This is a genomic window from Amycolatopsis sp. NPDC049252 (assembly GCF_043197175.1).
Classification (GTDB): Bacteria; Actinomycetota; Actinomycetes; order Mycobacteriales; family Pseudonocardiaceae; genus Amycolatopsis.
Genome location: NZ_JBICSQ010000099.1, coordinates 1 through 25913 on the forward strand (window position 1 = coordinate 1; position 25913 = coordinate 25913).

The 25913-nt window shown below is 72.2% G+C and carries 25 protein-coding genes and 1 pseudogene; 19 read left to right on the forward strand and 7 right to left on the reverse strand.

Annotated features, from left to right (window positions below):
- From ACGFMK_RS43725 to ACGFMK_RS43735, 3 genes are all read right to left on the reverse strand, one after another.
- The coding region (locus tag ACGFMK_RS43725; RefSeq protein WP_392776162.1) for a hypothetical protein at window positions 1–836 on the reverse strand (836 nt) is incomplete at its 3' end.
- Window positions 833–1342 carry a SigE family RNA polymerase sigma factor gene (locus ACGFMK_RS43730; RefSeq protein ID WP_392776164.1) on the reverse strand — a complete coding sequence of 170 codons (510 nt, stop codon included), beginning with the start codon at window positions 1340–1342 and terminating at the stop codon, window positions 833–835. The genes ACGFMK_RS43725 and ACGFMK_RS43730, both read right to left, overlap by 4 nt.
- Before the next feature lie 80 nt (window positions 1343–1422).
- Window positions 1423–2007: a TetR family transcriptional regulator gene (locus ACGFMK_RS43735; RefSeq protein ID WP_392776166.1), complete on the reverse strand. Its 585-nt coding sequence runs from the start codon at window positions 2005–2007 to the stop codon at window positions 1423–1425.
- A gap of 38 nt (window positions 2008–2045) precedes the next feature.
- On the opposite strand from ACGFMK_RS43735, the gene hisF reads away from it, so the two are divergent.
- Genes hisF through ACGFMK_RS43760 form a run of 5 tightly spaced genes read left to right on the forward strand, consistent with a single transcriptional unit; the run spans window position 2046 to window position 5029 of the window.
- On the forward strand, window positions 2046–2819 hold the full coding sequence (gene hisF, locus ACGFMK_RS43740) for an imidazole glycerol phosphate synthase subunit HisF (RefSeq protein WP_392776169.1): 774 nt from the start codon (window positions 2046–2048) through the stop codon (window positions 2817–2819).
- Window positions 2816–3193: a hypothetical protein gene (locus ACGFMK_RS43745; protein WP_392776171.1), complete on the forward strand. Its 378-nt coding sequence runs from the start codon at window positions 2816–2818 to the stop codon at window positions 3191–3193. The genes hisF and ACGFMK_RS43745 overlap by 4 nt, the downstream gene beginning before the upstream one ends.
- On the forward strand, window positions 3190–3555 hold the full coding sequence (hisI, locus tag ACGFMK_RS43750; RefSeq protein WP_392776174.1) for a phosphoribosyl-AMP cyclohydrolase: 366 nt from the start codon (window positions 3190–3192) through the stop codon (window positions 3553–3555). Before ACGFMK_RS43745 ends, hisI begins: the two co-directional genes overlap by 4 nt.
- The gene (locus ACGFMK_RS43755) at window positions 3552–3914 is read left to right on the forward strand and encodes a DUF1304 domain-containing protein (protein WP_392776176.1); all 363 of its coding nucleotides are present in this window, start codon (window positions 3552–3554) and stop codon (window positions 3912–3914) included. Before hisI ends, ACGFMK_RS43755 begins: the two co-directional genes overlap by 4 nt.
- Window positions 3915–3958: 44 nt before the next feature.
- Window positions 3959–5029 carry a DUF3592 domain-containing protein gene (locus ACGFMK_RS43760; RefSeq protein WP_392776179.1) on the forward strand — a complete coding sequence of 357 codons (1071 nt, stop codon included), beginning with the start codon at window positions 3959–3961 and terminating at the stop codon, window positions 5027–5029.
- Here ACGFMK_RS43760 and ACGFMK_RS43765 read toward each other — a convergent pair.
- Entirely contained in the window at window positions 5026–5640 is a 615-nt protein-coding gene (locus ACGFMK_RS43765; protein ID WP_392776182.1) for a TetR/AcrR family transcriptional regulator, read from the reverse strand. The genes ACGFMK_RS43760 and ACGFMK_RS43765 overlap by 4 nt on opposite strands.
- A gap of 96 nt (window positions 5641–5736) precedes the next feature.
- On the opposite strand from ACGFMK_RS43765, the gene ACGFMK_RS43770 reads away from it, so the two are divergent.
- The 8 genes from ACGFMK_RS43770 to ACGFMK_RS43805 all read left to right on the forward strand — a co-directional run bounded on the left by ACGFMK_RS43770 (window position 5737) and on the right by ACGFMK_RS43805 (window position 12361).
- Entirely contained in the window at window positions 5737–7296 is a 1560-nt protein-coding gene (locus ACGFMK_RS43770; RefSeq protein ID WP_392776185.1) for an anthranilate synthase component I, read from the forward strand.
- A gap of 61 nt (window positions 7297–7357) precedes the next feature.
- The gene (locus ACGFMK_RS43775; protein ID WP_392776222.1) at window positions 7358–7885 is read left to right on the forward strand and encodes a Trp biosynthesis-associated membrane protein; all 528 of its coding nucleotides are present in this window, start codon (window positions 7358–7360) and stop codon (window positions 7883–7885) included.
- Between the two features lie 124 nt (window positions 7886–8009).
- Window positions 8010–8819, forward strand: a complete 810-nt coding sequence (gene trpC, locus ACGFMK_RS43780) for an indole-3-glycerol phosphate synthase TrpC (protein ID WP_392776187.1) — start codon at window positions 8010–8012, stop codon at window positions 8817–8819.
- A complete protein-coding gene (gene trpB / locus ACGFMK_RS43785) occupies window positions 8798–10030 on the forward strand; it encodes a tryptophan synthase subunit beta (protein ID WP_392776224.1) in 1233 nt (410 codons plus the stop codon). The genes trpC and trpB overlap by 22 nt, the downstream gene beginning before the upstream one ends.
- Entirely contained in the window at window positions 10027–10818 is a 792-nt protein-coding gene (gene trpA, locus ACGFMK_RS43790) for a tryptophan synthase subunit alpha (RefSeq protein WP_392776190.1), read from the forward strand. The genes trpB and trpA overlap by 4 nt, the downstream gene beginning before the upstream one ends.
- A gap of 33 nt (window positions 10819–10851) precedes the next feature.
- Entirely contained in the window at window positions 10852–11229 is a 378-nt protein-coding gene (locus tag ACGFMK_RS43795; RefSeq protein WP_392776192.1) for a MerR family transcriptional regulator, read from the forward strand.
- 265 nt (window positions 11230–11494) lie between these two features.
- Entirely contained in the window at window positions 11495–11626 is a 132-nt protein-coding gene (locus ACGFMK_RS43800) for a hypothetical protein (protein ID WP_392776195.1), read from the forward strand.
- Window positions 11627–11704: 78 nt separating this feature from the next.
- The gene (locus ACGFMK_RS43805) at window positions 11705–12361 is read left to right on the forward strand and encodes a peptidoglycan recognition family protein (RefSeq protein WP_392776197.1); all 657 of its coding nucleotides are present in this window, start codon (window positions 11705–11707) and stop codon (window positions 12359–12361) included.
- A 36-nt stretch (window positions 12362–12397) separates the two neighbouring features.
- On the opposite strand, the gene ACGFMK_RS43810 is transcribed toward ACGFMK_RS43805, so the two are convergent.
- Both ACGFMK_RS43810 and ACGFMK_RS43815 read right to left on the reverse strand, forming a co-directional pair.
- Window positions 12398–13693, reverse strand: coding sequence for a hypothetical protein (locus tag ACGFMK_RS43810; RefSeq protein WP_392776200.1), 1296 nt, complete (start codon window positions 13691–13693; stop codon window positions 12398–12400).
- Between the two features lie 183 nt (window positions 13694–13876).
- Entirely contained in the window at window positions 13877–15235 is a 1359-nt protein-coding gene (locus ACGFMK_RS43815; RefSeq protein WP_392776203.1) for a glutamine synthetase, read from the reverse strand.
- Between the two features lie 53 nt (window positions 15236–15288).
- Here ACGFMK_RS43815 and ACGFMK_RS43820 point away from each other — a divergent pair, with 53 nt between their 5' ends.
- The 4 genes from ACGFMK_RS43820 to lgt are packed head-to-tail and all read left to right on the forward strand — an operon-like array spanning window position 15289 to window position 20038.
- Window positions 15289–16722, forward strand: coding sequence for an APC family permease (locus ACGFMK_RS43820; RefSeq protein WP_392776205.1), 1434 nt, complete (start codon window positions 15289–15291; stop codon window positions 16720–16722).
- Window positions 16719–17843 (forward strand): amidohydrolase family protein, encoded by a 1125-nt coding sequence (locus ACGFMK_RS43825; RefSeq protein WP_392776208.1) that lies wholly within the window; start codon window positions 16719–16721, stop codon window positions 17841–17843. The genes ACGFMK_RS43820 and ACGFMK_RS43825 overlap by 4 nt, the downstream gene beginning before the upstream one ends.
- Window positions 17840–19009, forward strand: coding sequence for a M20 family metallopeptidase (locus tag ACGFMK_RS43830; RefSeq protein WP_392776210.1), 1170 nt, complete (start codon window positions 17840–17842; stop codon window positions 19007–19009). Before ACGFMK_RS43825 ends, ACGFMK_RS43830 begins: the two co-directional genes overlap by 4 nt.
- 15 nt (window positions 19010–19024) lie before the next feature.
- The gene (lgt, locus tag ACGFMK_RS43835) at window positions 19025–20038 is read left to right on the forward strand and encodes a prolipoprotein diacylglyceryl transferase (protein WP_392776213.1); all 1014 of its coding nucleotides are present in this window, start codon (window positions 19025–19027) and stop codon (window positions 20036–20038) included.
- Between the two features lie 3 nt (window positions 20039–20041).
- Here lgt and ACGFMK_RS43840 read toward each other — a convergent pair whose 3' ends face one another.
- Window positions 20042–20827 (reverse strand): SDR family oxidoreductase, encoded by a 786-nt coding sequence (locus ACGFMK_RS43840; protein ID WP_392776216.1) that lies wholly within the window; start codon window positions 20825–20827, stop codon window positions 20042–20044.
- 349 nt (window positions 20828–21176) lie between these two features.
- Between ACGFMK_RS43840 and gltB the strand changes: the two genes are divergently transcribed.
- Both gltB and gltD read left to right on the forward strand, forming a co-directional pair.
- Window positions 21177–25730, forward strand: a complete 4554-nt coding sequence (gene gltB, locus ACGFMK_RS43845; protein ID WP_392776219.1) for a glutamate synthase large subunit — start codon at window positions 21177–21179, stop codon at window positions 25728–25730.
- Window positions 25723–25913 (forward strand): annotated as a pseudogene (gltD, locus tag ACGFMK_RS43850) (glutamate synthase); the annotation flags it as partial. The gene gltB and the pseudogene gltD, both read left to right, overlap by 8 nt.

Consider the following 25913-nt stretch of genomic DNA (forward strand, 5'->3'; position numbering starts at 1 on the left):
CGTCGTCGATCGCGCGCTGCGGCGGGGGGGGCCCGGCGCCCGGGGGGGGGGGGGGGCCCCCCGCCGCCGACCCCGGGGGAGCCCGCGCCGACGGCCGCCGTCACCGCCGGGTCGGCCGGGCTGGCCGGGTCGGCCGCGGTCAGCTCGGTGCTCGCGTCGTCCGGGCCGGTGCCCCGGACGGCGGCCGAGCGTTCGGCGAGCCCGGCCGGCAGCGGCCCGAACCGCAGCTCGCCGCGGACGCCGACCGGCGCCGCCTCGACCGAATCGGCGATCCGCTGGGCGACGGCGCGGGCGTCCGGCACCCCGCCGACCCGGGCGGTGAGCACGTGCTTGTCGTCGGCGGTCCAGGTGAGCAGGGCGGCCGTGGTGGTGTCGCCGGTGATCATGGCGATCCGGCCGTGCACGATGGTCTGGTCCCGGGCCGACGCGAGCTTGGGAACCGGCCCCGACCACTCTGGATCGGCCGTCGAATACGCCGTGAGCGTGATCTCCGCCGGCCCGGCGGACCACCGGCGGACCTGCGGCGTGAGGCCCGGGCCACCCTCGCGGTACTGCTCGGTGAAGCCGCCGGGCAGCCAGCCGGGGGTGTACCCGAGCACCGGGCGGCCCGCCGCCGGCTCGAGGTCCGGGGTCCTCGTCAGCAGCTGCGTGCCGGCGAAGACGCCGGCCACCAGCACGACCACGGCGGCCGCCACCAGGGTCAGCCGCGCGACCGGGCGGCGGCGCCGGGCGTCGGCGAGCGCGTCCCGGACCGCGTGGCCGTCCGGCGCGCGGGCGGCGAGGCGGTCGAGGCTCTCCCGGATCAGCGTCTCGGTGTCGTGGTCGCTGCGGGTCATTCGGGGGCTCCGGCCTTGATGGACACGATCAGGGGTTCGGGCTCGGGCGCTTCGCGCAGGGTCGCCAGCGCGCGGGAGATCTGGCTGCGCACGGTGGACGTGCCGCAGCGCAGCACGGCGGCGATCTCGGCGTCCGAGTAGTTCTCGTAGTAGCGCAGCACGACGGCGGCGCGCTGCTTGCGGGGCAGCGTCGCGAGCCGGCCGAGCATCGCGTCCCGCTCGTCGTAGGCGGTGGCGGGATCGGCTTCGGGCGGGGAGAGCGCGTCGAGGACGTCGTGGCTGCTCGGCACCATCCGCCGCACGGCCCGGCGGCGCCACGACAGGTACTCGTTGGTGACCATCCGGCGGACGTAGCTCGGCGGGGCGTCGATGCCGTCCCAGCGCTGCTGCGCGCGCAGCAGGACGTCCTGCACGATGTCCTGCGCGAGGTGCGGGTCGTTCGTCAGGACGGTCGCGTAGCGGAGCAGCCCGTCCAGCCGCTCCTCCACGAACTCTTCGAAGCCCACGTACGTCCCTTCGTCACCCTATGGACGCACGAGGCGGGCGGGCTGCTGCACGCGGGCAGGAAGTATTTCCGGGCCCGGGTTCACGGGGTGGGTGCCGGGTCGAGGTAGTACTGCGCGACCGGCGCGAGCAGCGCGACGATCTCCTCGTCGTCCGCGTCGGCCAGCGGCGGGAGCTTGATCACGTACCGCAGCAGCGCCAGCCCGATCATCTGCGCGGCGATCCCGGTGACGCGGACCTTCGGCACGTCCAGCGCACGGGCGACCTCGGCCAGCACCGCGCGCTCGATGAACTGGCGCATCATCAGCGCGACCTGCTCGTTCGTCGCCGCGGCCCGCAGCATCGCGACGAACGGCGTCCGGCCCTCGGGGACCGCCCAGACGGCCAGGAAGGCGCGCACCAGCCGTTCGCCCAGTCCGGCACGCGGGCCCGCGAGGATCGCCGGGACCAGGTCGGCCGGGTTCACCGGCAGGTTCATCGAGGCCGCGAACAGCTGCTGCTTGCTGCCGAAGAAGTGGTGCAGCAGCGCCGCGTTCACCCCGGCGTCGGCGGCGATCCCGCGGACCGTCGCGCCGTCGTACCCCAGCTCCGCGAACCGGTGCCGGGCCGCGTCGAGGATCTTCTCCCGCGTCTCCGTCTGCCCCGGCCGCCGCCCCGCCTGTGCCATTGCCCGAGCCTAGAGCGCCCTTGACTACGCTGGTGACCATGTCTGTCGCGGTGCGGGTGATCCCCTGTCTCGACGTCGACGCGGGCCGGGTCGTGAAGGGCGTCAACTTCGCCGGCCTCCGCGACGCCGGCGACCCCGTCGAGCTGGCCCGTCGCTACGACGCCGAGGGAGCCGACGAGCTGACGTTCCTCGACGTCACGGCGTCTTCGGGCGACCGCGAAACCACCTACGACGTGGTCCGCCGCACCGCCGAGCAGGTCTTCATCCCGCTGACCGTCGGCGGCGGCGTCCGCAGCAACGACGACGTCAACCGGCTGCTGCGCACCGGCGCGGACAAGGTGAGCATCAACACCGCCGCGATCGCCCGGCCGGAGTTCCTCCACGAGGCCTCGCGCCGGTTCGGCGCCCAGTGCATCGTGCTGTCGGTCGACGCGCGCCGCGTGCCCGAGGGCGGCGAGCCGACGGCGTCCGGGTTCGAGGTCACCACCCACGGCGGCCGCCGTGGCACCGGCATCGACGCTGTCGAGTGGGCCGCGCGCGGCGAGGAGCTGGGCGTCGGCGAGATCCTGCTGAACTCGATGGACGCCGACGGCACCAAGAACGGCTTCGACATCGAGCTGATCGAGCTGGTGCGCAAGGCCGTGCGGGTGCCGGTGATCGCCAGCGGGGGAGCGGGCGCCCTGGAGCACTTCCTGCCCGCGGTGCGCTCCGGCGCGGACGCCGTGCTCGCCGCCAGCGTGTTCCACTTCGGCCAGCTGAAGATCGGCGAGGTCAAGACCGCGCTGCGCGACGGCGGGGTGGAGGTCCGATGAAGTCCTGGCAAGCGCCCGTCGAGGTCAAGGTCGTCGCGGGCCTGCTGGTCGGCCTGCCGGTGGCGTGGGCCCTGCTCGACCTGATCCCGGTGCTCAGCGCGGGATCCAGCCTGAACATCTACCGGGTGCCCGCGCTCGCGCTGATCCTCGGCGGGGTCGTGACCACCGGGCTCGCGGTGAAGAGGGGCAGCGCCCGCATCGCCGGCCTGATCGTCACCGTGGTGTTCGCGCTGCTGCACGCGTTCCTGCTGCTGGGCGCCGAACTGTGGTTCAACAAGCTGTTCTCCGGCCTGTCCTTCGCCGGGTACGGCTACGCCTTCGTCCTGTTGAATTCGATGCCGCTGAAGCGGTACCTGCTGGGAGTCGATGCATGACCCTCGACGCGGGCGTCTCGGCGCGCCTCAAGCGCAACGCCGACGGCCTGATCGCCGCGGTCGTCGTCGAGCACGCCACCTCGGACGTGCTGATGATGGCGTGGATGAACGACGACGCCCTCGCGGCGACCCTGTCCACCCGCCGTGGCACGTACTTCTCGCGCAGCCGGCAGAAGCTGTGGGTCAAGGGCGAGACGTCCGGGCACTACCAGCACGTCCGCGAGGTGCGGATCGACTGCGACGGCGACACCGTCCTGCTGCGTGTGGACCAGACCGGCCCGGCCTGTCACACCGGCACGCACACCTGTTTCGACACCGAGGAGCGCCTGCTCCTGGCCGACGAGAAAGAGCACACCGCGTGAAGATCGCCGCCGACATCCTGGTCGGGCTGGTCGCCCTGATCCACGTCTACATCGTCGTTCTGGAGATGTTTCTCTGGACCACTCCCCGGGGCCGCGCGGCCTTCGGGACCACCGAGGAGTTCGCCAAGGAGAGCGCGCCGCTGGCCGCGAACCAGGGGCTCTACAACGGTTTCCTGGCGCTCGCGCTGGTCTGGGGCCTGATCGCCAGCGACCCGACGGGCTTCCAGCTGAAGCTCTACGGCATCGTCTGCGTGATCGTCGCGGGCATCTACGGCGCGGTGACGGCGAACAAGCGCATCTTGTTCGTGCAGGTCGTGCCGGGTGTGGTGACGCTCGTCGCGCTGCTGCTGTCCCGGTAACGCAGGCACTGTCCGGGACGCGGGTTTCCGTTCCAGGTGACGGAATGGAACCGGGGCGGGCGAGACGGGCGTGGCTGGCCGTCGAGGCGCTGTGCGCGCTGGTCTTCGTGGTGTTCGTGATCGGCACGGCCGTTTCGCTGGCCGAACCGGGGTACCCGTTCGAAGACGGCGAACTCGCGGCCGACGTCGGCGCGCTCGCCGGTTCGGCGGCGCTCACCGCCCTGGCCGCGCACCGGATCCGGGCCGGCGATCGGCGGGCCGCCACCGTGCGGGCGCGGCTGGACTTCGAACCCTGGCTGCCACCGCGGGAAGGCCGCGACGGGGAAGACCTCGACGAGGAGATCCGGCGGCTGCCGACGCTCGCCCGGCGCGCCCTCGTGATCGCGCTGCTCTGGGCCGGGGTGCTGGCCGGCTGCATCGTGGGCCTCGACCTGGTCGAGTACTCGGCCGACGCCCTCCTGACGACCGGGGCCCGTACCGGCGGCGTGGTCGTGCGCGTCGTCGACCCGCACAGCGGTGACGGCGCGCCGTCGATGTGGGTGCGCTACCACGTCGGCGACACGGCGTTGACCGAGGAGATCGTGCGGGACACCGACCGCCGCTACCGGCCCGGCGACGAGGTGACGGCCGTCTACGACCGCGACGATCCCGTGCACGTCCGCACGGTCGAGGAGCGGAACGAAAACCAGTACAGCGTCGGGTTCCTGGTCGTGCCGCTGCTGCTCGCCCTCGCCGGGCTGCCGTGGTCGCTGGTGGCGGCCGGGGGCTGGTCGCGGCGGTACCGGGCGGTGCGGGCCACGGGCTGGCGCGTCGCCTCCGTGACCGTCGTGGTCGACCACCTGGCCCGCGGGGGACGGCAGATGCCGGAGATCCACGTCCGCTACGGCGACGGCTCGCGCATGACGTTGCGCGCGGCGTTCTCGACACACGGCGCCACCTCGCTGAGGAAGCGCCCCGAGCGCCGCGCCTGGATCGGCGGCTGGGGCCGCGCGATGGTGGTGCTGTTCCCGCCCCGCCCGGGACACGAGCGTCCCTACGCGGTGCCGGCGTTCGCGAAGAGACGGCGTGGCCGCCCGTCACCGGGGGAAACACCGCCGGACCGGGCCGCCGCCTAGCCGATGTCGCCGCTGATGTAGCGCTGCACGTTCGGGGCCACCGCGGCGACCAGCGTCTCGATCTCCGACGTCGCCAGCGGCTCGAACTTCGCCACGTAGCGGATCATGCCCATGCCCACCAGCTGGGACGCGCAGAGCGTCGTGCGCAGCGGGATCTGGTCGGAGCCGACCGAGGAGAGCACGTGCGTGAAGAACTTCTGGAAGAAGTCGCGCAGCACGTGGCCGGCCTGCTCGTGGCCGGCGACGCTGCGGATGAGCGCCACGAACACCCCGCCGCCCGCGCTGTCCCAGCGGGTGAGGAACGTGCGGACGATCCGCTCGCCGAACTCCTCGTCCGGGCCGTCGCGCAGGGTTTCCATCAGCTCCTGGGGGTCGAACGGGAGCTCGAGCACCGCGCGGGCGAACAGGCCTTCCTTGCTGCCGAACCAGTGGTTGACCATGGCCGCGTCGACCCCGGCGCGGGTGGCGATCGCGCGCACGGTCGCCCCGTCGTACCCGTTCTCGGCGAACACCGCCCGCGCGGCGTCGATCAGCGCCGTGCGCGTGTCCTGGCCCGCGGGCCGCCGGCCGCGCCGGCGCGCCGTAGTCTCGGGGTTGTCGGTGGTGCTCACGCCTCCATCATGACTCATCCCCGGTCTTTAATTCAACATTTGCTGAATTTGGGACCCCGCGCATCCCGGCTCCCGGGGTGCAGCACAATGAGGTTCATGGTCAGCGCTTTCGCCGGTTCGACCGGCCCCGGCTCGGTCAGCCCGTCCCGGGCGGAGTTCCGCGCCCTCGCCGAAAGCCGCCGCGTGATCCCGGTCGTGCGCCGGGTGCTCGCCGACGGAGAGACGCCGATCGGGGTGTACCGCAAGCTCGCCGCCGACCGGCCGGGCACGTTCCTGCTCGAGTCCGCGGAGAACGGCGCCTCCTGGACGCGCTGGTCGTTCATCGGCGTCCGCAGCCCGGCCGCGCTCACCGTCCGCGACGGCGAAGCGGTCTGGACCGGCACCCCGCCGGTCGGCCTGCCGGCCGAGGGCAACCCGCTGACCGTGCTGCGCGAGACCATCGAGGCCCTGCACACCGAGGCGCTGCCCGGCCTGCCGCCGCTCACCGGCGGGATGGTCGGCTACATCGGCTACGACGCCGTCCGCTGGCTCGAGAAGCTGCCCGAGCTGGCCGAGCGCGACCTCGACATCCCCGAGCTCACCATGCTCCTGGCCACCGACCTGGCCGCGTTCGACCACCACGAGGGCACGGTCACGCTCATCGCCAACGCCGTCAACTGGGACGACTCGCCCGAGCGCGTGGACGCGGCCTACGACGACGCTGTCGCCCGGCTGGGCGCGATGACCGAGCAGCTGCAGGTGCCCGCGCCCGCCACCGTCGCCGCGTTCGACCGGCCCGAGCCGGAGTTCACCCGGAAGCGCTCCAAGGAGGACTTCCACGCGGCGATCGAGAAGGCCGTCGAGGCGATCAAGGCCGGCGAAGCGTTCCAGATCGTGCCTTCGCAACGGTTCGAGATCGCGACCGCCGCCGACGCGCTCGACATCTACCGCGTGCTCCGGACGTCCAACCCGAGCCCGTACATGTACCTGTTGCGGCTCGAGGGCTTCGACATCGTCGGGTCCAGCCCGGAATCCCTGGTCACCGTGCGGGACGGCCGCGCGACCACGCACCCGATCGCGGGCACCCGCTGGCGCGGCGCCGACCCGGAGGAGGACGCCCAGCTGGCCAAGGACCTGCTGGCCGACGAGAAGGAGCGCGCCGAGCACCTGATGCTCGTCGACCTCGGCCGCAACGACCTGGGCAAGGTCTGCAAGCCGGGCACCGTGCGCGTCGTCGACTTCTTCCAGATCGAGCGCTACAGCCACGTCATGCACATCGTGTCCACCGTCACCGGCGAGCTGGCCGAGGGCAAGACGGCCTTCGACGCGGTCACCGCGTGCTTCCCGGCCGGGACGCTGTCCGGCGCGCCGAAGGTCCGCGCGATGGAGCTGATCGAGGAGCTGGAGCCGGTGCGCCGCGCGCTCTACGGCGGCGTCGTCGGCTACCTCGACTTCGCCGGGGACGCCGACACGGCGATCGCGATCCGCACCGCGCTGGTGAAGGACGGGATCGCGCACGTGCAGGCCGGGGGCGGGGTGGTCGCCGACTCGGTGGCGGACTACGAGGACACCGAGTCGCTGAACAAGGCGCGGACCGTGCTCTCGGCGGTCGCGGCGGCCCAGACCATGGTGGCGGCGGGGCCGCTCGACCCGGCCGCGGACGCCGCTCGTGTCTGAGCCGCGGACCACCGGGGACGCGGAGCCCGGCACCGCGAAGCCGGCCCGGCGTCCACTGTGGATGATCGTCGTGGCGCTCCTGCTGGGCGCGCTCGCGTTGTGGGGCGCGTCCCGGCTGACCTGGTTCGCCGAGTTCCGCGACGGCGGCGTGCGCGGGACGGTGCTCTACCGCGAAACCGGCGAACAGCGCGCGACGGCGCTCGTGCCGCTGGCCCTGCTCGCGCTCGCGGGCGTGGCCGGGGTGATCGCCACCGGCGGCTGGGCCCGGCGCGTGCTCGGCGTCGTCCTGGCGCTGGCCGGGGTCGCCGCGGTGTGGTCGGGCGTGGCCGGGGTCCGGTTCGGCGGTTTCGCCGACGGGCTTCCGGTGACGCAGATGCTGCTCGGGCGCGGTCTGGCCGTGCTCGGGGGAATTCTCGTCGCCGCCGGCGGGTTGGCAGCCGTCAAGGGCGCCGGGCGCGGCGCCCGGCTGGGCGCGAAGTACGCGGCCCCGGCCACCCGGAAGAAGGTGCGCGATCCGGACGCCGAGCTGTGGGAAGCCCTGTCGGAGGGCGAGGACCCGACGGATGCCCGTGACAGGCATTCGGAGTAACGCGCACACCCGGAACCGGGCGCTTCGGATGCGGGGGTTAGCATCGTTTCGGCGGGAAGGGGAAGGTTTTTGTGAGCGACCTTGCGAGTGAAACCGTGACCACGAGCCCGGGCGGGGGCGCCCGGTGACCGTGCTCGAAGACATCGTCGCCGGCGTGCGGGAAGACCTCGCCGTGCGGGAATCCGCGCTGCCGTTCGACGAACTGAAGATCCGCGCGGCCGCCGCACAGCCGCCCCGCGACGTCATGACCGCGCTGCGCGAGTCCGGCATCGGCGTGATCGCCGAGGTGAAGCGCCGCAGCCCGTCCAAGGGCGACCTGGCCGACATCCCCGACCCCGCCTCGCTGGCCAAGGACTACCAGGACGGTGGCGCGCGGGTGATCAGCGTGCTGACCGAGCAGCGCCGCTTCGGCGGCTCGCTGGCCGACCTGGACGCGGTCCGCGCCGCCGTGGACGTTCCGGTGCTGCGCAAGGACTTCGTCGTCAGCCCCTACCAGGTGCACGAGGCCCGCCTGCACGGCGCCGACATGGTGCTGCTGATCGTCGCCGCGCTGGAGCAGAACGCGCTCGCCGCGCTGCTCGACCGGGTCGAGTCGCTGGGCATGACCGCGCTGGTGGAGATCCACAACGCCGAGGAGGCCGACCGCGCCCTCGAAGCGGGCGCCAAGGTCATCGGCGTCAACGCGCGCAACCTGCACACCCTCGAGGTGGACCGCGACGTCTTCTCGCGGCTGGCCCCCGGCCTGCCGATGGACGTCTACAAGGTCGCCGAGTCGGGCGTCCGCGGGCCGGGCGACCTGATGTCCTACGCCGGGCACGGCGCCGACGCGGTGCTGGTCGGCGAAGGGCTCGTCGCCTCGGGCGACCCGAAGGGCGCCCTGGTCAAGCTGGTCACCGCCGGTTCGCACCCCGCCTGCCCGAGGCCCTCCCGGTGACCGAAGAGCACAACCCCGAACACGACCCGGACGAGCGCGGCTACTACGGCCCGTACGGCGGCCGGTTCATGCCGGAGGCGCTGATCGGCGTCGTCGACGAGGTCGCCACCGAGTACGAGAAGGCCCGGCACGACCCGGAGTTCCTGAACGAGTTCAACCGCCTGCTGAAGGACTACGCGGGCCGCCCGTCGCTGCTCACCGAGGCCAAGCGCTTCGGCGAGCACGCCGGCGGGGCGCGCGTGTTCCTCAAGCGCGAGGACCTGAACCACACCGGCTCGCACAAGATCAACAACGTGCTGGGCCAGGCGCTGCTCACCAAGCGCATGGGCAAGAAGCGGGTCATCGCCGAGACCGGCGCGGGCCAGCACGGGGTGGCCACGGCCACCGCGTGCGCGCTGCTCGACCTCGACTGCGTCGTCTACATGGGCGAGGTCGACACCGAGCGCCAGGCGCTGAACGTGGCCCGCATGCGGCTGCTCGGCGCCGAGGTCATCCCGGTCAAGACCGGTTCGCGGACGCTGAAGGACGCGATCAACGAGGCGCTGCGCGACTGGGTGACCAACTCGGACACCACGCACTACCTGTTCGGCACGGCGGCCGGCCCGGCCCCGTTCCCGGCGATGGTCCGCAACTTCCACCACGTCATCGGCACCGAGGCCCGCGAGCAGATCCTCGAGCAGGCCGGCCGCCTGCCCGACGTCGTCGCGGCCTGCGTCGGCGGCGGGTCGAACGCGATCGGCATCTTCTCGGGCTTCTACGACGACCCGTCCGTGCGGCTGGTCGGCCTGGAGCCGGGTGGCGAGGGCATCGACGGCAACCGGCACGGCGCGACCCTGACCAAGGGCACGCCGGGCAACCTGCACGGCGCGATGACGTACCTGCTGCAGGACGAGGACGGCCAGACGGTCGAGTCGCACTCGATCTCCGCCGGGCTGGACTACCCGGGTGTCGGCCCGGAGCACGCGTGGCTGAAGGACACCGGCCGTGCCGAGTACCGCCCGGTCACCGACGCCGAGGCGATGGACGCGTTCAAGCTGCTGTCGCGGACCGAGGGCATCATCCCGGCGATCGAGTCGGCGCACGCGCTGGCCGGCGCCCTGGTGCTGGGTCGCGAGCTCGGACCGGAGGGCCTGATCGTCGTCAACCTCTCCGGCCGCGGCGACAAGGACATGGACACGGCGGCGAAGTGGTTCGGGCTGGTGGACAAGTGAGCGGGATCGACGACCTCTTCGCCACGACGCGCGCGGAGGGCCGCGGCGCCCTGATCGGCTACCTCCCGGCGGGCTTCCCGACGGTCGCCGCGTCGAAGGACCTGATCGCGGCGACGATCGACGGCGGCGCGGACCTCATCGAGGTCGGCGTCCCGTACTCGGACCCGGTGATGGACGGCCCGACCATCCAGGCCGCGTCGGTGACCGCGCTGGACAACGGCTTCCGCCTCAAGCACGTGTTCGAGGTCGTCGAGTCGATCTCGGCGCGCGGCGGCCGCGCGGTGGTCATGACGTACTGGAACCCGGTGCACCGCTACGGCGTCGACCGCTTCTCGCGGGACCTCGCCGCGGCGGGCGGCCTCGGCCTGATCACGCCGGACCTGATCCCGGACGAGGCGGGCGAGTGGATGACCGCGTCGGAGGCCCACGGCCTGGACCGGACGTTCCTGGTGGCGCCGTCGTCGTCGGAGGAGCGGCTCGCGAAGACGGTCGCGGCGGCCTCGGGCTTCATCTACGCGACCGCGGTGATGGGCGTGACGGGTGCCCGTGACCAGGTCGGCTCGGGCGCGGAGACGCTGGTCCGCCGCACGCGGGCGCACACGAGCCTCCCGATCGGCGTCGGCCTCGGCGTGCGTTCGGGCGACCAGGCGGCCGAGGTGGCGTCGTTCGCGGACGCGGTGATCGTGGGCTCGGCCCTGGTCACGGCGGCGGCCGAGGGCCCTTCCGGGGTGCACCGGCTGTCCGCGGAACTGGCCGACGGGGTACGCCGGGCGGTCGCCACCGCTTGACCTGGAGCCCACTCCAGGTGTCACTCTGAGCCGGTGACGTCCTACACCCCGGCCCAGGTGACCGAAAAGACCGGCTTCACCATCGACACCCTCAGGTACTACGAGCGCATCGGCCTGCTGCACCACGTCGGCCGCACCGCGGGCGGCCGCCGCACGTTCACCGACCACGACGTGGAGTTCCTGCAGCTCCTGCGCTGCCTGAGGTACACGGGCATGCCGGTGGCGGAGATGCTGCGGTTCGTGGAGCTGCTGCGCTCGGGCGACGCGACCCAGGACGAGCGCCTCGAGGTCCTGCGCGAGCACGAGGCCCGCGTCGAGGCCCAGATCGAGCGGCTGCGCGAGCACCAGGAGCACATCCAGTTCAAGATCAAGCTGTACAGCGGCGCGTCCGAGCTGGCCTCGGCGGGTTGAGTCGGAAACTGTCGGTGGTGATCCGCATACTCTTCGTGTGACTGCGAAAGGTGCGGATACAACTACGTCCCGAGGGCTGCACGGTCGACGATCTCTTCAGGCTGCCTGAGGAGCAATCTTCGTTGTGCCGGATCGAACTCGTCGACGGGTCGTTCTGGTAGGCCCGGCGCCGGACTCGGCGCACCAACGGATCTTTGATCCCTTACCTGGTGATCTTGACCTGCTGCCAGTCGACACCGTGGCCTACGCCGCACGTGATGTGCTGTTGGCAGCGGAGATCGTCTCGCCGTTGACCGAGGCGCGGGACCGGATCCTCAAGCGTGCGCTCTACGCCGAGGCCCTGATCCCGTTCTACCTCCTGGTCGAGCCGGGAGAGCCGGACACCGCGACCCTCTAGGCCCTTCGAAGCCGGGATCATCCTGGCCTGACTGGGCTTTGTACAAAAGCTGTACGCGGCCGCGGCAGAGTCCCGCCCATGGACATCGGACACCTCCCGCGGCGCACGTTCCTCCGCGGTGCCACCGGTCTCGCCGTCGCCGGGGCGGCCGGCCTGCTCCTGCCCCGCGCGGCGAACGCCGCGGCGGCCCCGCGGATCTACAGCTGTGCCGAGTGGGGCGCCCGGCCGCCGTCGGACGAGCTGGTCACCCTCGACCACCCGGCGAACCGCATCCTCATCCACCACATCGCGAGCGCCAACAGCACCGACTACTCCCTCGAGCACGCCTTCCAGGTCGCGCGCGACGATCAGCACGACCACATGGACAACAACGGCTGGTCCGACACCGGCCAGCACTTCACCGTCAGCCGCGGCGGCTACCGGCTGGAAGGGCGGCACGGCAGCCTCGACGCGCTGCGCGGCCGGACCACCATGATCCAGGGCGCGCACTGTCCCGGTCAGAACACCAACGCCATCGGCATCGAGAACGAAGGCCTCTACACCAGCGTCGAACCCCCGCAGTCGCAATGGGACTCGCTGGTCGTGTTCTGCGCCTACGTCTGCCGTCAGTACGGCATCCCGGTCGAGGAGATCAAGGGCCACCGCGACTACTACAACACCGAATGCCCCGGCGACCGGCTCTACGCCAAGCTGCCGCAGCTCCGGACCGAAGTCGCGAAGGCGCTGGCCGGGTGAGCCGGGGGCCGTCCCGCCGGACGGCCCCCGGGAACCTCAGCCGTTCTTGAGCGTGTCGAGCGTCCGCACGGCCGCGGAAGCCGCCGCCTGGTCGGCCGGGTCGGGCTCGGCGGCCGCCTCGGGATGGGCCGATGCCGCCGGGTGCGTGCAGCCCAGTTGCTGCAGCGAACCCTGGAGCCGGTCGGTCAGGAACTTCAGCAGGCCGACGCCGTCGTCCGGAGACGGCGCCGTCCGCAGCAGGCGGCGGTCGGCGGTGAGCCGGTCCAGCCCGGCCGTCCGCAGGTTCCGGCAGTACGACCGGGTGCTGCCGGCCCGCCGGTCGAGCGGGGGCTGGTCGACGCCGGCGCGGTACAGGTTCGCCTTGGCAACGCTGGGTTTCCCGTCGACGAGCGTCATGGGGTCGCCCTGGGGCACGAGGGCGACCGGTGCCCGCTGCCCGGCCGCGGCCTGCAGTTCGTTGAGCGCGAGAGACGTCGTGGGCCGGCCACGGTCGGTGAGGTCCGGTGCGGTGAACGGCGTGCAGCCCAGGGCCGGGTCCACGAACGCGTCGAGCAGCCGGTTGTCGCTTCCGTTGGCGAGGACGCCCGGTTTCCCGAGCGCGCGGGAGTTGGCCGTCGTGGCCTGGGCCGTCCGGCCGTCCGGCGTCGCGAGGTAGGTCGTGGTGACGTTGTCGCTCTGGTCCTGGTCCACCAGGGAAAAGTCGCGCACGGACGGGCACGCCCGGCCGTCCTTCGCCCGGCCCAGCGGCGGGATCCGCAGCTTGCCGGCCGACGCGGCGGCGTTCGCCGCGTCGAAGAACGCCTGGGCGTCGCAGAAGCCGACCTGCCCGAACAGTGAGCGGCCCAGGCCGTTGACGCAGCGGCCCGCCCGGAGTGCGGCCGGGCTGCCGCCGAGGGTGAGCGTGTCGCCGTTGAAGCCGAACCACAGCCCGACGACGGCGCCCCGAGGCAGGGCCGGGACGACCGGCGGCGCGGCGGGTGCCCGGCCCTCGTCGACCACGAGCGGGTGGTACACCGACAGCGCGCCGGTGGCGGGGTCGAGGATCGTCGCCTCGACGAAGGCGCCCTGCGCGTCCACGGATTCGTGGCACGCGCCCGAGCGTGGGTCGGTCGCGCCGAGCCGGTACGGCGTGGCCAGGCCACGCGCGGACAGCGGGTCTTCGGGCACCTTGAGGGTGCATCCGGGATTCGGGGTCGCGGTCACGGGCGTCGGCGCCGGGGTGCGCGGTGCGGCCACCGCGATCCCGACCGCGCCCAGCGACGCTGCCGCCACCGCGACGGTCACCTTGAGCTTCCAGGGCCGTTGCCGGTGGCGTGGACGTGCGTCTGGCATGGATCGTGCCTTCTTTCGGCCTCCTCACCTCACCCGGCGCAGGACGCTAGCACAGATAACGGGATGATCACAGGACCGTATCCGGATGATTCTGTGCCGCGAAAGTCGTTCGGTGGCAACGACTTCTGTCGAGAATCGGCGGAAAAGCCGCATTCTTGGCGCGCCGTGCCGGGCGAAAAGAGCTCAGTGCAGGTAGCGCATCACGGCGCACAGCTCGTCCGGCGCCAGGCTCCCGAGCCGGTCGATCTCCCCGAGGCGAACGTCCATCAACGTGGTGGCCAGCTCGGGACCGAACGCCTTCGTCAGCTCGTCGTCCGCCTTGAACGCCGCGACGGCTTCGGCCAGCGTCCGCGGCAGGCGCTCGGCCGAGGGCAGCGTCCCGGGGTCGACGTCGACCGGGTCCGGCAGCGTCGCCCCGGACTCCAGGCCCGCCAGCCCGGCGAACAGCAGCGCGGCCACCACCAGGTACGGGTTCGCGGTCAGGTCGAAGCACTTGACCTCGAAGTTCGCCGCCCGGTCGCGCTGGCCGGCCGCGCCCCGCACCAGCCGCAGCGGCGCCTCGCGGTTCTCCAGGCCCCACGCCAGGAACACCCCCGCCCAGTGGTGCGGCTCCAGCCGCAGGTAGCTGACCACCGACGGCGCGCCGATCGCCAGCAGCGCGGGCAGCCGCGTGTAGATGCCGGCGGCGAACGCCTCCGCCGTCGCGGTCAGCTCGAACCGCCGGTCGCCGCCGGCGCACAGGTTGCGGTCGCCGTCCCACAGGCTCAGGTGCACGTGGCCGCCGTTGCCGACCCCGCCCGGCGCGAACTTCGGCGTGAACGACGCGCGCAGCCCGTGCTGCTCGCTGACCGCCCGGATCGTCTCGCGCGTCAGCACCGCGATGTCGGCCGCGCGCACCGGGTCGTCCGCCGCCACCGACAGCTCGAACTGCCCGGCCGCGTATTCGGGGTGGATCTGTTCCACCGCAACACCTTGCGCGGCCAAGGTGGACACCAGCGCGCGCAGGTACGGTGCCTGCGCGGAAAGCCGCGCGTAGCCGTAGGCCGGGCCCGCCGTCGCCGAGCGCGGGTCGTCCGGCGCGTCCGCCGCCGTGATCACCCATTCGATCTCGAAGGCCGTCCGGACGTTGTAGCCCAGCGACGCGAGCCGCGCGGTCGCCGCGGCCGCCAGCGCCCGCGCGTCCTGCGGGTGCGGGGTGCCCTCCTGGTCGTAGCGGTTCGCCGGGGCCCACGCCCAGCCCGGCTGCGCGGCCAGCGGGACGAGCCCGTCGAGGTCCGGGTGCAGCCGCAGGTCGCCGACCGGGCCGCGCGAGTAGCGGCCGCCGACGATTTCGTCGGTGGCCAGGAAGAAGTCGAACGAGTGGGACGCGCCGACGCCCCACGCGGCCGCCGACCACAGCCGGTCGACCGGGACCGCCTTCGTGCGTGTGATGCCGCTGTTGTCCACGAAGGTCAGCGCGACCAGCTCCACCCCGGCCGCGCGCAGGCCGTCGGCCCGGATGGCGCCCTGCTGTGCGAGTTCCGCCCGATCGAGCTGGCTCATTCCGCCCCCGTCGATGTTCACTGGATGCTTCCACACAGGAAGAGGTGGAGATCGTGTCAGACACCGTCGAAACCCGTCCAGGCCTGCGCCGATCGCTGTCCGTCTGGCAGGCCGTCGGCCTGTCCGTGGCGCTGATGGCCCCCAGCATGGCCGCCAACATCAACCCCCAGCAGACCGCGGCCGCCGCCGGCCGCGCGGTCCCGCTCGCCTTCCTGCTCTCGGCGGTCGGCGTGCTGCTGGTCGCGTACGGCTTCGTCAAGCTCTGCCAGTACTACCAGCACGCGGGTTCGGTCTACGCGTTCGTCGGCGCCACGCTCGGCCCGCGCGCCGGTGTCGTCTCCGGCATCGGTCTCCTCGGCACGTACACCTTCTACGCCGTCGTCACCAGCTCCGCGGCGGGCACGCTCGGGACGGCCTTTCTCACCCAGGCCGGCATCTGGCCGGACCCGCCGTCCTGGGGACCGTTCGTGCTGACCGGCGTCGCCCTGGCCGGCAGCTGGCTGCTCGCGGTGGCGCCCGCCCGGCGCGGCACGAGCACGCTGCTCGTCGTCGAAGGGGCCACGATCGCGCTGATCCTGCTGGTGACGGTGGTGATCCTGGTCCGGCTGATCGCCGGCGGCGCGCCCGGGGGCGGCCGGTTCACCCTGGACGTGTTCGTCCCGGAAACCGGGCTGTCCGGCGTGTTCCTCGGCGCGGTGTTCGGTTTCCTGTCCTTCGCCGGGTTCGAAGCCGCCGCGACGCTCGGCGAGGAGACGCACGACCCGAAGCGCACCATCCCGCGCGCCATCCTGGGCACGGCGATCTTCGGCGGCGCCTACTTCGTCGTGGTCACGGCCGTCGAGATGATGGCGTTCGGCTCGGACGCGACGGCCTTCCACGACTCGCCGTCCCTGCTCGGCGACCTCGGCGGCCGCTTCGTCGGCTCGTGGGCGGGTGACGTGATCAGCGCCGGCGCCGCGATCAGCGCGTTCGGCTGCTGCCTGGCCTGCGTGGTCGGCGGCTCGCGCCTGCTGTTCGCCCTGGGCCGCGACGCGGTGGGCGGCCGCGGCATCGGCCGGACGTCGGCGAAGGGCACGCCGGTGGCCGCGGTCGGCGTGGTGACGGCGGTGGCGGCGCTGATCATCGTGGTGTGCGCGGTGTTCTTCGGCGCGACGGCGTCGGACACCTTCGCGTGGTCGGGTTCGATCGGGACGCTGATCCTGCTGGTGATCTACCTGCTGACGACGCTCGGCGCGATCCTGCTGCTGTTCGTCAAGCGCCGCATGCGGGTGCCGGTGTGGCACCTCGTGGTCCCCCTCGGCGCGCTCGCCGTGCTCGGGTACACCGTGTACGTCAACGTGGTGCCGTACCCGACCGAAGGACCGGCGCGGTGGTTCCCGCTGGTGGCGGGCGGGGTGCTCGTGCTCGCGGTGATCTTGGTGCTGGTCGCGCCCGCCTACGCTCGTAGGGTGGGGGCGAGGATCGGCACGCTGGACGGAGGCGCATGACCGAGCTGCTCCCGTTCGTCGCGGACCTGCCGCTGGTGGACCACCACTGCCACGGCGTGGTCACCGAAGACGTGGCCCGCGCGGGCTTCGAGGCCATGCTCACCGAGGCGGACACGACCTCGCCGCTCGGCACCAGCCTGTTCGACTCGCTGATCGGCCTGGCCGTGCGGGAACGCTGCGCGCCGGTGCTCGACCTGCCGAAGCACGCCCCGGCCGACGCCTACCTCGCCCGCCGCGCCGAGCTGGGCGCGGCCGAGGTGGCCCGGCGCTTCCTGCGCGGCACCGGCACGACCGACTTCCTGCTGGACGGCGGGTTCCTCCCGGACGCGCTGACGACCGCGCCGGAGTTCGGCGCGCTCGCCGCCGCCCGGGTGCACGACGTCGTCCGGCTGGAACAGGTCGCGGAGGCGGTGCTCCCGGGCACGACCGCGGCCGGGTTCGCCGCGGCCTTCGCCGACGAACTGGGAAAACGCGCCGCCACGGCGGTCGGGTTCAAGTCGATCGCCGCCTACCGGGTCGGCCTCGACCTGAACCCCGAGCGCCCCACCGCCGGTGAGGTCGCGGCCGCGGCGGGACGCCGGCTGCGCACCGGAACCGTCCGGCTGGCCGACGAGGTGCTGCACCGCCACCTCGTCTGGACCGGGCTCGACCTGGGCCTGCCGGTGCAGTTCCACGTCGGCTACGGCGACTCCGACGTCGACCTGCACCGCTGCGACCCGCTGCTGCTCACCGGCCTGCTGCGGGCGACGCGCGATCGGGGGGTGCCGATCCTGCTGCTGCACAACTACCCGTTCCACCGCAACGCCGCCTACCTCGCGCAGGTCTTCGAGCACGTGTTCGTGGACGTCGGGCTCAGCACGCACAACGCGGGGTTCCGGGCGCCCGCGATCCTCGCCGAGCTGCTGGAGCTCGCGCCGTTCGGGAAGGTGCTGTTCTCGACCGACGCGTTCGGCCTCGCCGAGCTGTACCACCTGGGCACGGCCCTGTTCCGCCAAGGCCTGTCCGACTTCGTGCGTGCCGCGCTGGCCGCCGACCGGATGTCCGAAGTGGACGCCGTCCGGCTGTGTGCTTTGGTGGGACACGAGAACGCGAAGAGGATCTACCGCTTGGAGCACGCGTGAGCGACCTGTGGACCCGGTGGACCCGGGCGATCGACGACGAGCTGCCCGCCGCCGTCGCCCTCCGGCACACCGTGCACGCCGACCCGCGCGGCTCCGGCGACGAGGAGGACACCGCCGGGCTGGTCACCGAGGCGATCGGCGCGGGTGACGGCGTCCGCGTCGCCAAGACCGGCCGCGCGATCCCGCTGCCCGGCGGTGAGGGCCCGGGCGTGGCGCTGCGGGCCGAGCTCGACGCCCTCCCGGTGCTGGAGGGCACCGGCGTGCCCTGGGCGTCGGGCAACGAGCTGATGCACGCGTGCGGCCACGACGTCCACCTCGCCGCGCTGGTCGCGGTGGCCCGCGCGGCGGTGCGGGTCGGCGTCCCGCGGCCGATCCTCGCGCTGCTGCAGCCGCGCGAGGAGACGTCGCCGCCCGGCGCGCTCGACGTCGTCGAGTCCGGTGTGCTGCCCGAGGCCGGGGTGCGCACGGTGATCGGTGCGCACGTCCAGCCGCGGATCGCGCACGGCGTCGTGTCGGCGGTGCCCGGCCCGGTGAACGCCTCGACCGACGAGTTCGAGGTGACGATGCACGGCCAGGGCGGCCACGCGGGCTACCCGCACCTGCTGCGTGACCCGATCCTGGCGCTGTCGCAGCTGGTCGTGAGCCTGCAGCAGCTCGCGTCGCGCCGGATCGACCCGGTGTTCGGCGCGGTCTGCTCGATCGGCCGGATCCAGGCCGGCGCCGCGGCCAACGTCGTCCCGAACAGCGCGACCGCGCTGGGCTCGCTGCGCCTGATGCGCGAGAAGGACCGCGAGCGCGCGCTGGAGACGCTGGCGGACATCGTGCACGGCACGGCGAAGGCGCACGGCTGCACGGCCGAGCTGAAGATCAACCCGTGCGAGCCGGTGCTGGACAACGACCCGGCACTGGCCGCGGGCGCGCAGCGCTGGCTGCGGCACGGCGGGTTCACCGTCGACGACCAGTTCCGCTCGTTCGGCGCGGACGACTTCGCCCACTACTGCGGCGGCGCGACGCGCGGCCTGATGCTGTTCGTCGGCCTCGGGGACACCGCGGGCGTGCCCAGCCTCCACGACGACCGGTTCCTCCCGCGTGACGAGGCCGTCGTCCAGGTGGCGCACGCGCTGGTGGCGGGCTACCTGGCCGCTGTGGATGCGGAGCCGGCCTAGCGCTACGGTGGCCCGGTGATTTCCGCCTACCTCGCGACGATCCCCAGCCCCGACCGCGGGGTGTGGCACCTGGGACCGATCCCGATCCGTGCGTACGCCCTGTGCATCATCGCCGGCATCATCGTGGCGATCTGGTGGGGGGAGCGGCGCTGGGCCGCCCGGGGCGGCACCAAGGGCACGGTCATCGACATGGCCGTGTACGCCGTGCCGTTCGGCCTGGTCGGCGGCCGGTTGTACCACGTGATCACCGACCCCGAGCTGTACTTCACCGAGGGCAAGAACCCCTGGAACGCGTTCGCGATCTGGGACGGCGGCCTCGGCATCTGGGGGGCCATCGCGCTCGGCGCGGTGGGCGCGCTCATCGCGTGCCGCCGCAAGGGCGTCCCGCTGCCGGCGATGGCCGACGCGATCGCCCCCGGCATCGTCGTCGCCCAGGCCATCGGCCGCATCGGCAACTACTTCAACCAGGAGCTCTACGGCGCGCACACCGACCTGCCGTGGGGCCTGGAGGTCTTCCAGCGCTTCAACCCGGAGGACCCGGAGAACCTGCTCAACGGCGTCGCGACCGGGCACATCCCGCTGCCGGAGAGCCCGGTCCACCCGACGTTCCTGTACGAGCTGATCTGGAACCTGCTGGTCGCGGCCGCGATCGTGTGGGCCGACCGCCGGTTCAAGCTCGGCCACGGCCGGGTGTTCGCGCTGTACGTCGCGGGCTACACGGTGGGCCGCGGCTGGATCGAGATGATGCGGACCGACACCGCGAACCACATCCTCGGCCTGCGCGTCAACGTCTGGACGTCGATCCTGCTGTTCCTGGCCGCGGTGATCTACTTCGTGGTGGCGGCCAAGCGCGGGCCGCGCGAGGCCCCGGAGCTGCTGGCGGGCAAGGACGCGGTCGTGGCGCCCGCGCCGGAAGCGGCCGCGGCCGACGACGAAGACGCCGTGAAGGTGCCCGCGGAAGCCCCGGCCGAGAAGCCCGCGGAGGAAACCCCGGTCGTGGACGAGCCGAAGAAGACCGACGAGAGCTGAGGGTCAGAGGTCCGGCAGGCCCAGCTCCAGGTTGGGGGCCTGGAGCCCGCCGTCGACCTCGAGGATCTTGCCCGTGATGTAGCCGCCGGCGCGGGAGGCCAGGAAGACCACGGTCGCCGCGATGTCCTCGGCCTCGCCGATCCGGCGCAACGGCGTCGCGGACTCCATCTTCTCCTTGAGCTCCGGGTTGCCGACCACGATCTCCAGCGCCGACGTCGCGACCGAGCCGACCGAGATCGCGTTGACCCGCACCTTGGGCGCGAGGTCGGCCGCCGCGAGGCGGGTCCAGTGGGCGAGCGCCGCCTTCGCCGTGCCGTACGCGACGAAGCCGCGGCCGCTGACCCGGCCCATGATCGACGAGATGTTGACGACCGAGCCGCCCGTCTTGATCAGCGACGGCGCCGCCGCCACGGTCAGCGCGTGCGCCGTCGAGACGTTGAAGCGGAACGCTTCCTCGAGGAACTCGGGGGTCGTCTCGATCAGCGGGCGCGGGTAGGTGCCGCCGACGTTGTTGACCACCAGGTCGAGCCGCCCGAACTCCTCGACGGCCACCGCGGCGAGCGTCGCGGCGGCGGCCGGGTCGGCGAGGTCGAGGGGGACGACGTGGGCCCGGCGGCCCGCCGAGAACACCCGGGAAGCCACTTCTTCGAGCTGGGCCGCGGTCCGGGAGGCGATGACCACGTCGGCGCCCGCTTCGGCGAGGGCCACGGCGGTGGCCGCGCCGATCCCGCGTCCGGCGCCGGTGACCACCGCGACCTGTCCTGGCAGGCGGAACCGGTCGAGGATCATGCGAGGAAAAGTAACACGTTCTAGTTGGTTCCGGCAGGGCTGTGAACGGCGGAGTTGAACCGGGGATGGCGGCGGTTCGACGGGCCGGCGTCGGCCATGTCACGTTAGACTTGACGAAGGTTTCCGGGACGTATACTTAGCAGAGCGAACTACCAGGAACCCATCAGGAACTACGTCGTTCCACGCAGCCAGATCGTTACCGTCCGACGTCGCTCGGGGCGCTCTGAATTGATGCTGGCATGTTTCCCAGGTGTTAAAGTCGCGCTAACAAGCGGGCCATCGTCGTCCCGTGCAAGCTTCCCGGCCGGTAGCCCGGCCAGCACGAACAGACGACGAAGGAGGTCCCTTCATGATCTTCTCCGCCATTCCCGGCAAGCAGGGTCTCTACGATCCGGAGACCGAACAGGACTCCTGTGGTGTGGCCATGGTGGCCGACATCCGCGGACGCCGTTCCCACGGCATCGTCACCGACGGCCTCGCCGCGCTGACCAATCTGGACCACCGCGGCGCCGCCGGCGCCGAACCCACCAGCGGCGACGGCGCCGGCATCCTGCTGCAGCTGCCCGACGAGCTGCTGCGCGCGGAAGCCGGTTTCGAGCTGCCCGGACCCGACGAGCGCGGCCACCACCGGTACGCCGCCGGAATCGCCTTCCTGCCCGCCGACGCCGAGCAGCGCCGCAAGGCCGTCGAGCTGGCCGAACGCATCGCCGTCGAAGAAGGACTCGAAGTACTGGGCTGGCGCGAGGTCCCGGTCGACGCCGACCGCGCCGACATCGGCCCGAGCGCCCGTTCGGTGATGCCGCACTTCGCCATGCTCTTCGTGTCCGGCAGCGGGGCCGCCGGCCTGGAACTGGACAGGCTCGCGTTCTGCCTGCGCAAGCGCACCGAGCACGAGAGCGGGATCGCGGGCTGCGGCACGTACTTCCCGTCGCTGTCCTCGCGCACGATCGTCTACAAGGGCATGGTCACGCCGGAGCAGCTGCCCGCGTTCTTCGCCGACCTGCGCGACGAGCGGCTGGAAAGCGCCATCGCCCTGGTCCACTCCCGCTTCTCCACCAACACCTTCCCGTCGTGGCCGCTCGCGCACCCGTTCCGGTTCGTCGCCCACAACGGGGAAATCAACACCATCCGCGGCAACCGCAACCGCATGCGGGCCCGCGAGGCGCTGCTCGAATCCGACCTCATCCCCGGCGACCTGACCCGGCTGTTCCCGATCTGCTCGGCGGACGCGTCGGACTCGGCGTCGTTCGACGAGGTCCTGGAGCTGCTGCACCTGGGCGGCCGGTCGCTGCCGCACGCGGTGCTGATGATGATCCCGGAGGCGTGGGAGAACCACGCGACGATGAAGCCCGCGCGCCGCGCGTTCTACCAGTTCCACGCGAGTCTCATGGAACCGTGGGACGGCCCGGCCTGCGTCACCTTCACCGACGGCACGCTGGTCGGCGCGGTCCTCGACCGCAACGGCCTGCGCCCGGCGCGCTGGTGGCGCACCGCCGACGACCGCGTCGTGCTCGCCAGTGAGGCCGGCGTGCTGGACGTCGCGCCGAAGGACGTCGTCGCGAAAGGACGGCTCAAGCCCGGCCGGATGTTCCTGGTGGACACCGACGCCGGCCGGATCGTCGACGACGAAGAGGTCAAGTCCGAGCTGGGCAAGGACCTGCCGTACGAGGGCTGGCTGCACGCCGGCCTGCTGAAGCTCGCCGAGCTGCCCGACCGCGACCACGTCGTGCAGAGCCACGACTCGGTGCTGCGGCGCCAGCTTTCCTTCGGCTACACCGAGGAAGAGCTCAAGATCCTGCTCGCGCCGATGGCCGAGAAGGGCGCCGAGCCGATCGGCTCGATGGGTACCGACACGCCGCCCGCGGTGCTGTCCCAGCGATCCCGCCTGCTCTACGACTACTTCAAGCAGAACTTCGCGCAGGTGACCAACCCGCCGCTCGACGCGATCCGCGAAGAGCTCGTCACGTGCATGGCGCGGATCATGGGCCCGGAGCGCAACCTCCTGGCCCCGGGCCCGGCCTCGTGCCGGCACCTGAAGCTGCCCTACCCGGTGATCGACAACGACGAGCTGGCCAAGCTCATCCACATCAACGACGACGGCGACCTCCCGGGCTTCGCGTGCAGTGTCCTTTCCGGACTGTACGAAGTGGACGGTGGCGCCGAGGCGCTGGCCGCGGCGATCGAGCGGGTTCGGCGGGAGGCATCCGAAGCGATCGCCGCCGGCGCGCGCACGCTGGTGCTGTCCGACCGCGACTCCGACCACCGGATGGCGCCGATCCCGTCGCTGCTGCTGGTTTCCGCGGTGCACCACCACCTGGTCCGCACCAAGGAGCGTCTGCGCGTCGCGCTGGTCGTCGAAACCGGGGACGCCCGCGAGGTGCACCACATCGCGGTCCTGCTCGGCTACGGCGCCGCCGCCGTGAACCCGTACCTGGCCTTCGAGACCATCGAGGACATGATCGGGCAGGGTGCGGTCACCGGCATCGAACCGGCCAAGGCGGTCCGCAACTACGTGCAGGCGCTCGTCAAGGGCGTCCTGAAGATCATGTCCAAGATGGGCATCTCGACGGTCGGCGCGTACACCGCCGCCCAGGTCTTCGAATCCTTCGGCCTGGCCCAGGACCTGCTCGACGAGTACTTCACCGGGACGTCGTCGAAGCTCGGCGGGGTCGGCCTCGAGGTGCTCGCCGAAGAGGTCGCCGTCCGGCACCGCCGCGCGTACCCGGACAACCCGACCGACCGGGTCCACCGCGGGCTCGACACCGGCGGCGAGTACGCCTACCGCCGCGAGGGCGAGCTGCACCTGTTCACGCCGGAGACGGTGTTCCTGCTGCAGCACGCGTCCAAGACCGGTCGCGAAGAGGTGTACCGCTCCTACACCGACGAGGTGCACCGCCTCTACCGCGAGGGCGGCACGCTGCGCGGGCTGTTCTCCTTCCGCGACGGCGTCCGCGAGCCGGTGCCGCTCGACGAGGTCGAGCCGGCCGAGGCGATCTTCAAGCGCTTCAACACCGGCGCGATGTCGTACGGCTCGATTTCGGCCGAGGCGCACGAAACTCTGGCCATCGCGATGAACCGGCTCGGCGGCCGGTCCAACACGGGCGAGGGCGGCGAGGACCCGGAACGGCTCTACGACCCCGAGCGTCGCAGCGCGATCAAGCAGGTCGCTTCGGGACGCTTCGGCGTCACCAGCGAGTACCTCGTCAACGCCGACGACATCCAGATCAAGATGGCGCAGGGCGCGAAGCCCGGCGAGGGCGGCCAGCTGCCGCCGAACAAGGTGTACCCGTGGATCGCGCGGACCCGGCACTCCACGCCGGGCGTCGGGCTCATTTCGCCGCCGCCGCACCACGACATCTACTCCATCGAGGACCTGGCGCAGCTGATCCACGACCTCAAGAACGCCAACGAGCACGCCCGCATCCACGTGAAGCTGGTGTCCTCGCTGGGCGTCGGCACGGTCGCGGCGGGCGTGTCCAAGGCGCACGCCGACGTCGTGCTCATCTCGGGCCACGACGGCGGCACCGGCGCGTCCCCGATGAACTCGCTCAAGCACGCGGGCACGCCGTGGGAGATCGGCCTCGCCGAGACCCAGCAGACGTTGCTGCTCAACGGGTTGCGCGACCGGATCACCGTGCAGGTGGACGGGGCCATGAAGACCGGGCGCGACGTGGTCATCGCGGCGCTGCTCGGCGCCGAGGAGTACGGCTTCGCGACGGCCCCGCTCGTCGTCGCGGGCTGCATCATGATGCGCGTCTGCCACCTCGACACCTGCCCGGTCGGTGTCGCCACGCAGAGCCCCGAGCTCCGCAAGCGCTACACCGGCCAGGTCGAGCACGTGGTGAACTTCTTCGAGTTCATCGCCCAGGAAGTCCGCGAAACCCTGGCCGCGCTGGGCTTCCGCACGCTCGACGAGGCCATCGGGCACGCCGAGCTGCTGAACACCGACGAGGCCGTGCACCACTGGAAGGCGTCCGGGCTCGACCTGTCGCCGATCTTCGAGGTGCCCTCCGAGACGCCCTACGGCGGCGCGAAGCGGCGCACCCGCGGCCAGGACCACGGCCTCGAGCACGCCCTGGACCGCACGCTCATCCAGCTCGCCGAGGCGGCGCTGGAGGACGCGCACCCGGTGCGGCTCGAACTGCCGGTGCGCAACGTGAACCGGACCGTCGGCACGCTGCTGGGCTCGGAGATCACCCGTCGTTACGGCGGGGAAGGCCTGCCGGAGGGCACGATCCACGTGCTGCTCACCGGGTCCGCGGGCCAGTCGCTCGGCGCGTTCCTGCCGCGCGGCATCACCCTCGACATGGTCGGCGACGCGAACGACTACGTCGGCAAGGGCCTGTCCGGCGGGCGGATCATCGTCCGGCCCGACCCGACGGCGTCCTTCGCCGCCGAGGCGCAGACGATCGCGGGCAACACGATCGCCTACGGCGCGACCGGCGGCGAGATCTTCCTGCGCGGCCAGGTCGGCGAGCGCTTCTGCGTCCGCAACTCCGGCGCCACCGTCGTCGCCGAGGGTGTGGGCGACCACGCCTTCGAGTACATGACCGGCGGCCGCGCCGTCGTGCTCGGCCCGACCGGGCGGAACCTGGCGGCCGGCATGTCCGGCGGCATCGCGTTCCTGCTCGACGTCGACCGCAAGAAGGTCAACCAGGACATGGTGGACCTGCTCAAGCCGACCGCGGACGATCTGGCCTGGCTGAAGAAAACCGTGCAACAGCACTACGATCTCACCCGCTCCGCGGTGGCCGCGTCGCTGCTCGGCGACTGGCCGCGCCGGTCCGTGGCGTTCACCAAGGTGATGCCGCGCGACTACCAGCGGGTCCTGGACGCGGCGAAGGCGGCGAAGGCCGCCGGCCGCGACGTCGACGAGGCGATCATGGAGGCCGCTCGTGGCTGACCCGACCGGCTTTCTCAAGTACGACCGCGACGAGCCGAAGAAGAAGTCCTACGAGGAACGGCTTTCCTCGTGGGGCGAGGTCTACGCCGACGTCGATCCGGGCGAGCGCAACGAAGACGTCCGCAAGCAGGCGTCGCGGTGCATGGACTGCGGCATCCCGTTCTGCCACTCCGGTGGCTCCGG

Excerpts from the sequence above, each read along its gene's own strand:
- ACGFMK_RS43770 (WP_392776185.1), top strand. The coding sequence starts at position 5,737 with ATGGTCAGCGCTTTCGCCGGTTCGACCGGCCCCGGCTCGGTCAGCCCG.
- ACGFMK_RS43735 (WP_392776166.1), bottom strand. The coding sequence starts at position 2,007 with ATGGCACAGGCGGGGCGGCGGCCGGGGCAGACGGAGACGCGGGAGAAG.
- ACGFMK_RS43805 (WP_392776197.1), top strand. The coding sequence starts at position 11,705 with ATGGACATCGGACACCTCCCGCGGCGCACGTTCCTCCGCGGTGCCACC.
- ACGFMK_RS43775 (WP_392776222.1), top strand. The coding sequence starts at position 7,358 with ATGATCGTCGTGGCGCTCCTGCTGGGCGCGCTCGCGTTGTGGGGCGCG.
- gltB (WP_392776219.1), top strand. The coding sequence starts at position 21,177 with ATGATCTTCTCCGCCATTCCCGGCAAGCAGGGTCTCTACGATCCGGAG.
- ACGFMK_RS43840 (WP_392776216.1), bottom strand. The coding sequence starts at position 20,827 with ATGATCCTCGACCGGTTCCGCCTGCCAGGACAGGTCGCGGTGGTCACC.
- ACGFMK_RS43760 (WP_392776179.1), top strand. The coding sequence starts at position 3,959 with ATGGAACCGGGGCGGGCGAGACGGGCGTGGCTGGCCGTCGAGGCGCTG.
- ACGFMK_RS43745 (WP_392776171.1), top strand. The coding sequence starts at position 2,816 with ATGAAGTCCTGGCAAGCGCCCGTCGAGGTCAAGGTCGTCGCGGGCCTG.
- hisI (WP_392776174.1), top strand. The coding sequence starts at position 3,190 with ATGACCCTCGACGCGGGCGTCTCGGCGCGCCTCAAGCGCAACGCCGAC.
- ACGFMK_RS43825 (WP_392776208.1), top strand. The coding sequence starts at position 16,719 with ATGACCGAGCTGCTCCCGTTCGTCGCGGACCTGCCGCTGGTGGACCAC.
- ACGFMK_RS43810 (WP_392776200.1), bottom strand. The coding sequence starts at position 13,693 with ATGCCAGACGCACGTCCACGCCACCGGCAACGGCCCTGGAAGCTCAAG.
- ACGFMK_RS43815 (WP_392776203.1), bottom strand. The coding sequence starts at position 15,235 with ATGAGCCAGCTCGATCGGGCGGAACTCGCACAGCAGGGCGCCATCCGG.
- hisF (WP_392776169.1), top strand. The coding sequence starts at position 2,046 with ATGTCTGTCGCGGTGCGGGTGATCCCCTGTCTCGACGTCGACGCGGGC.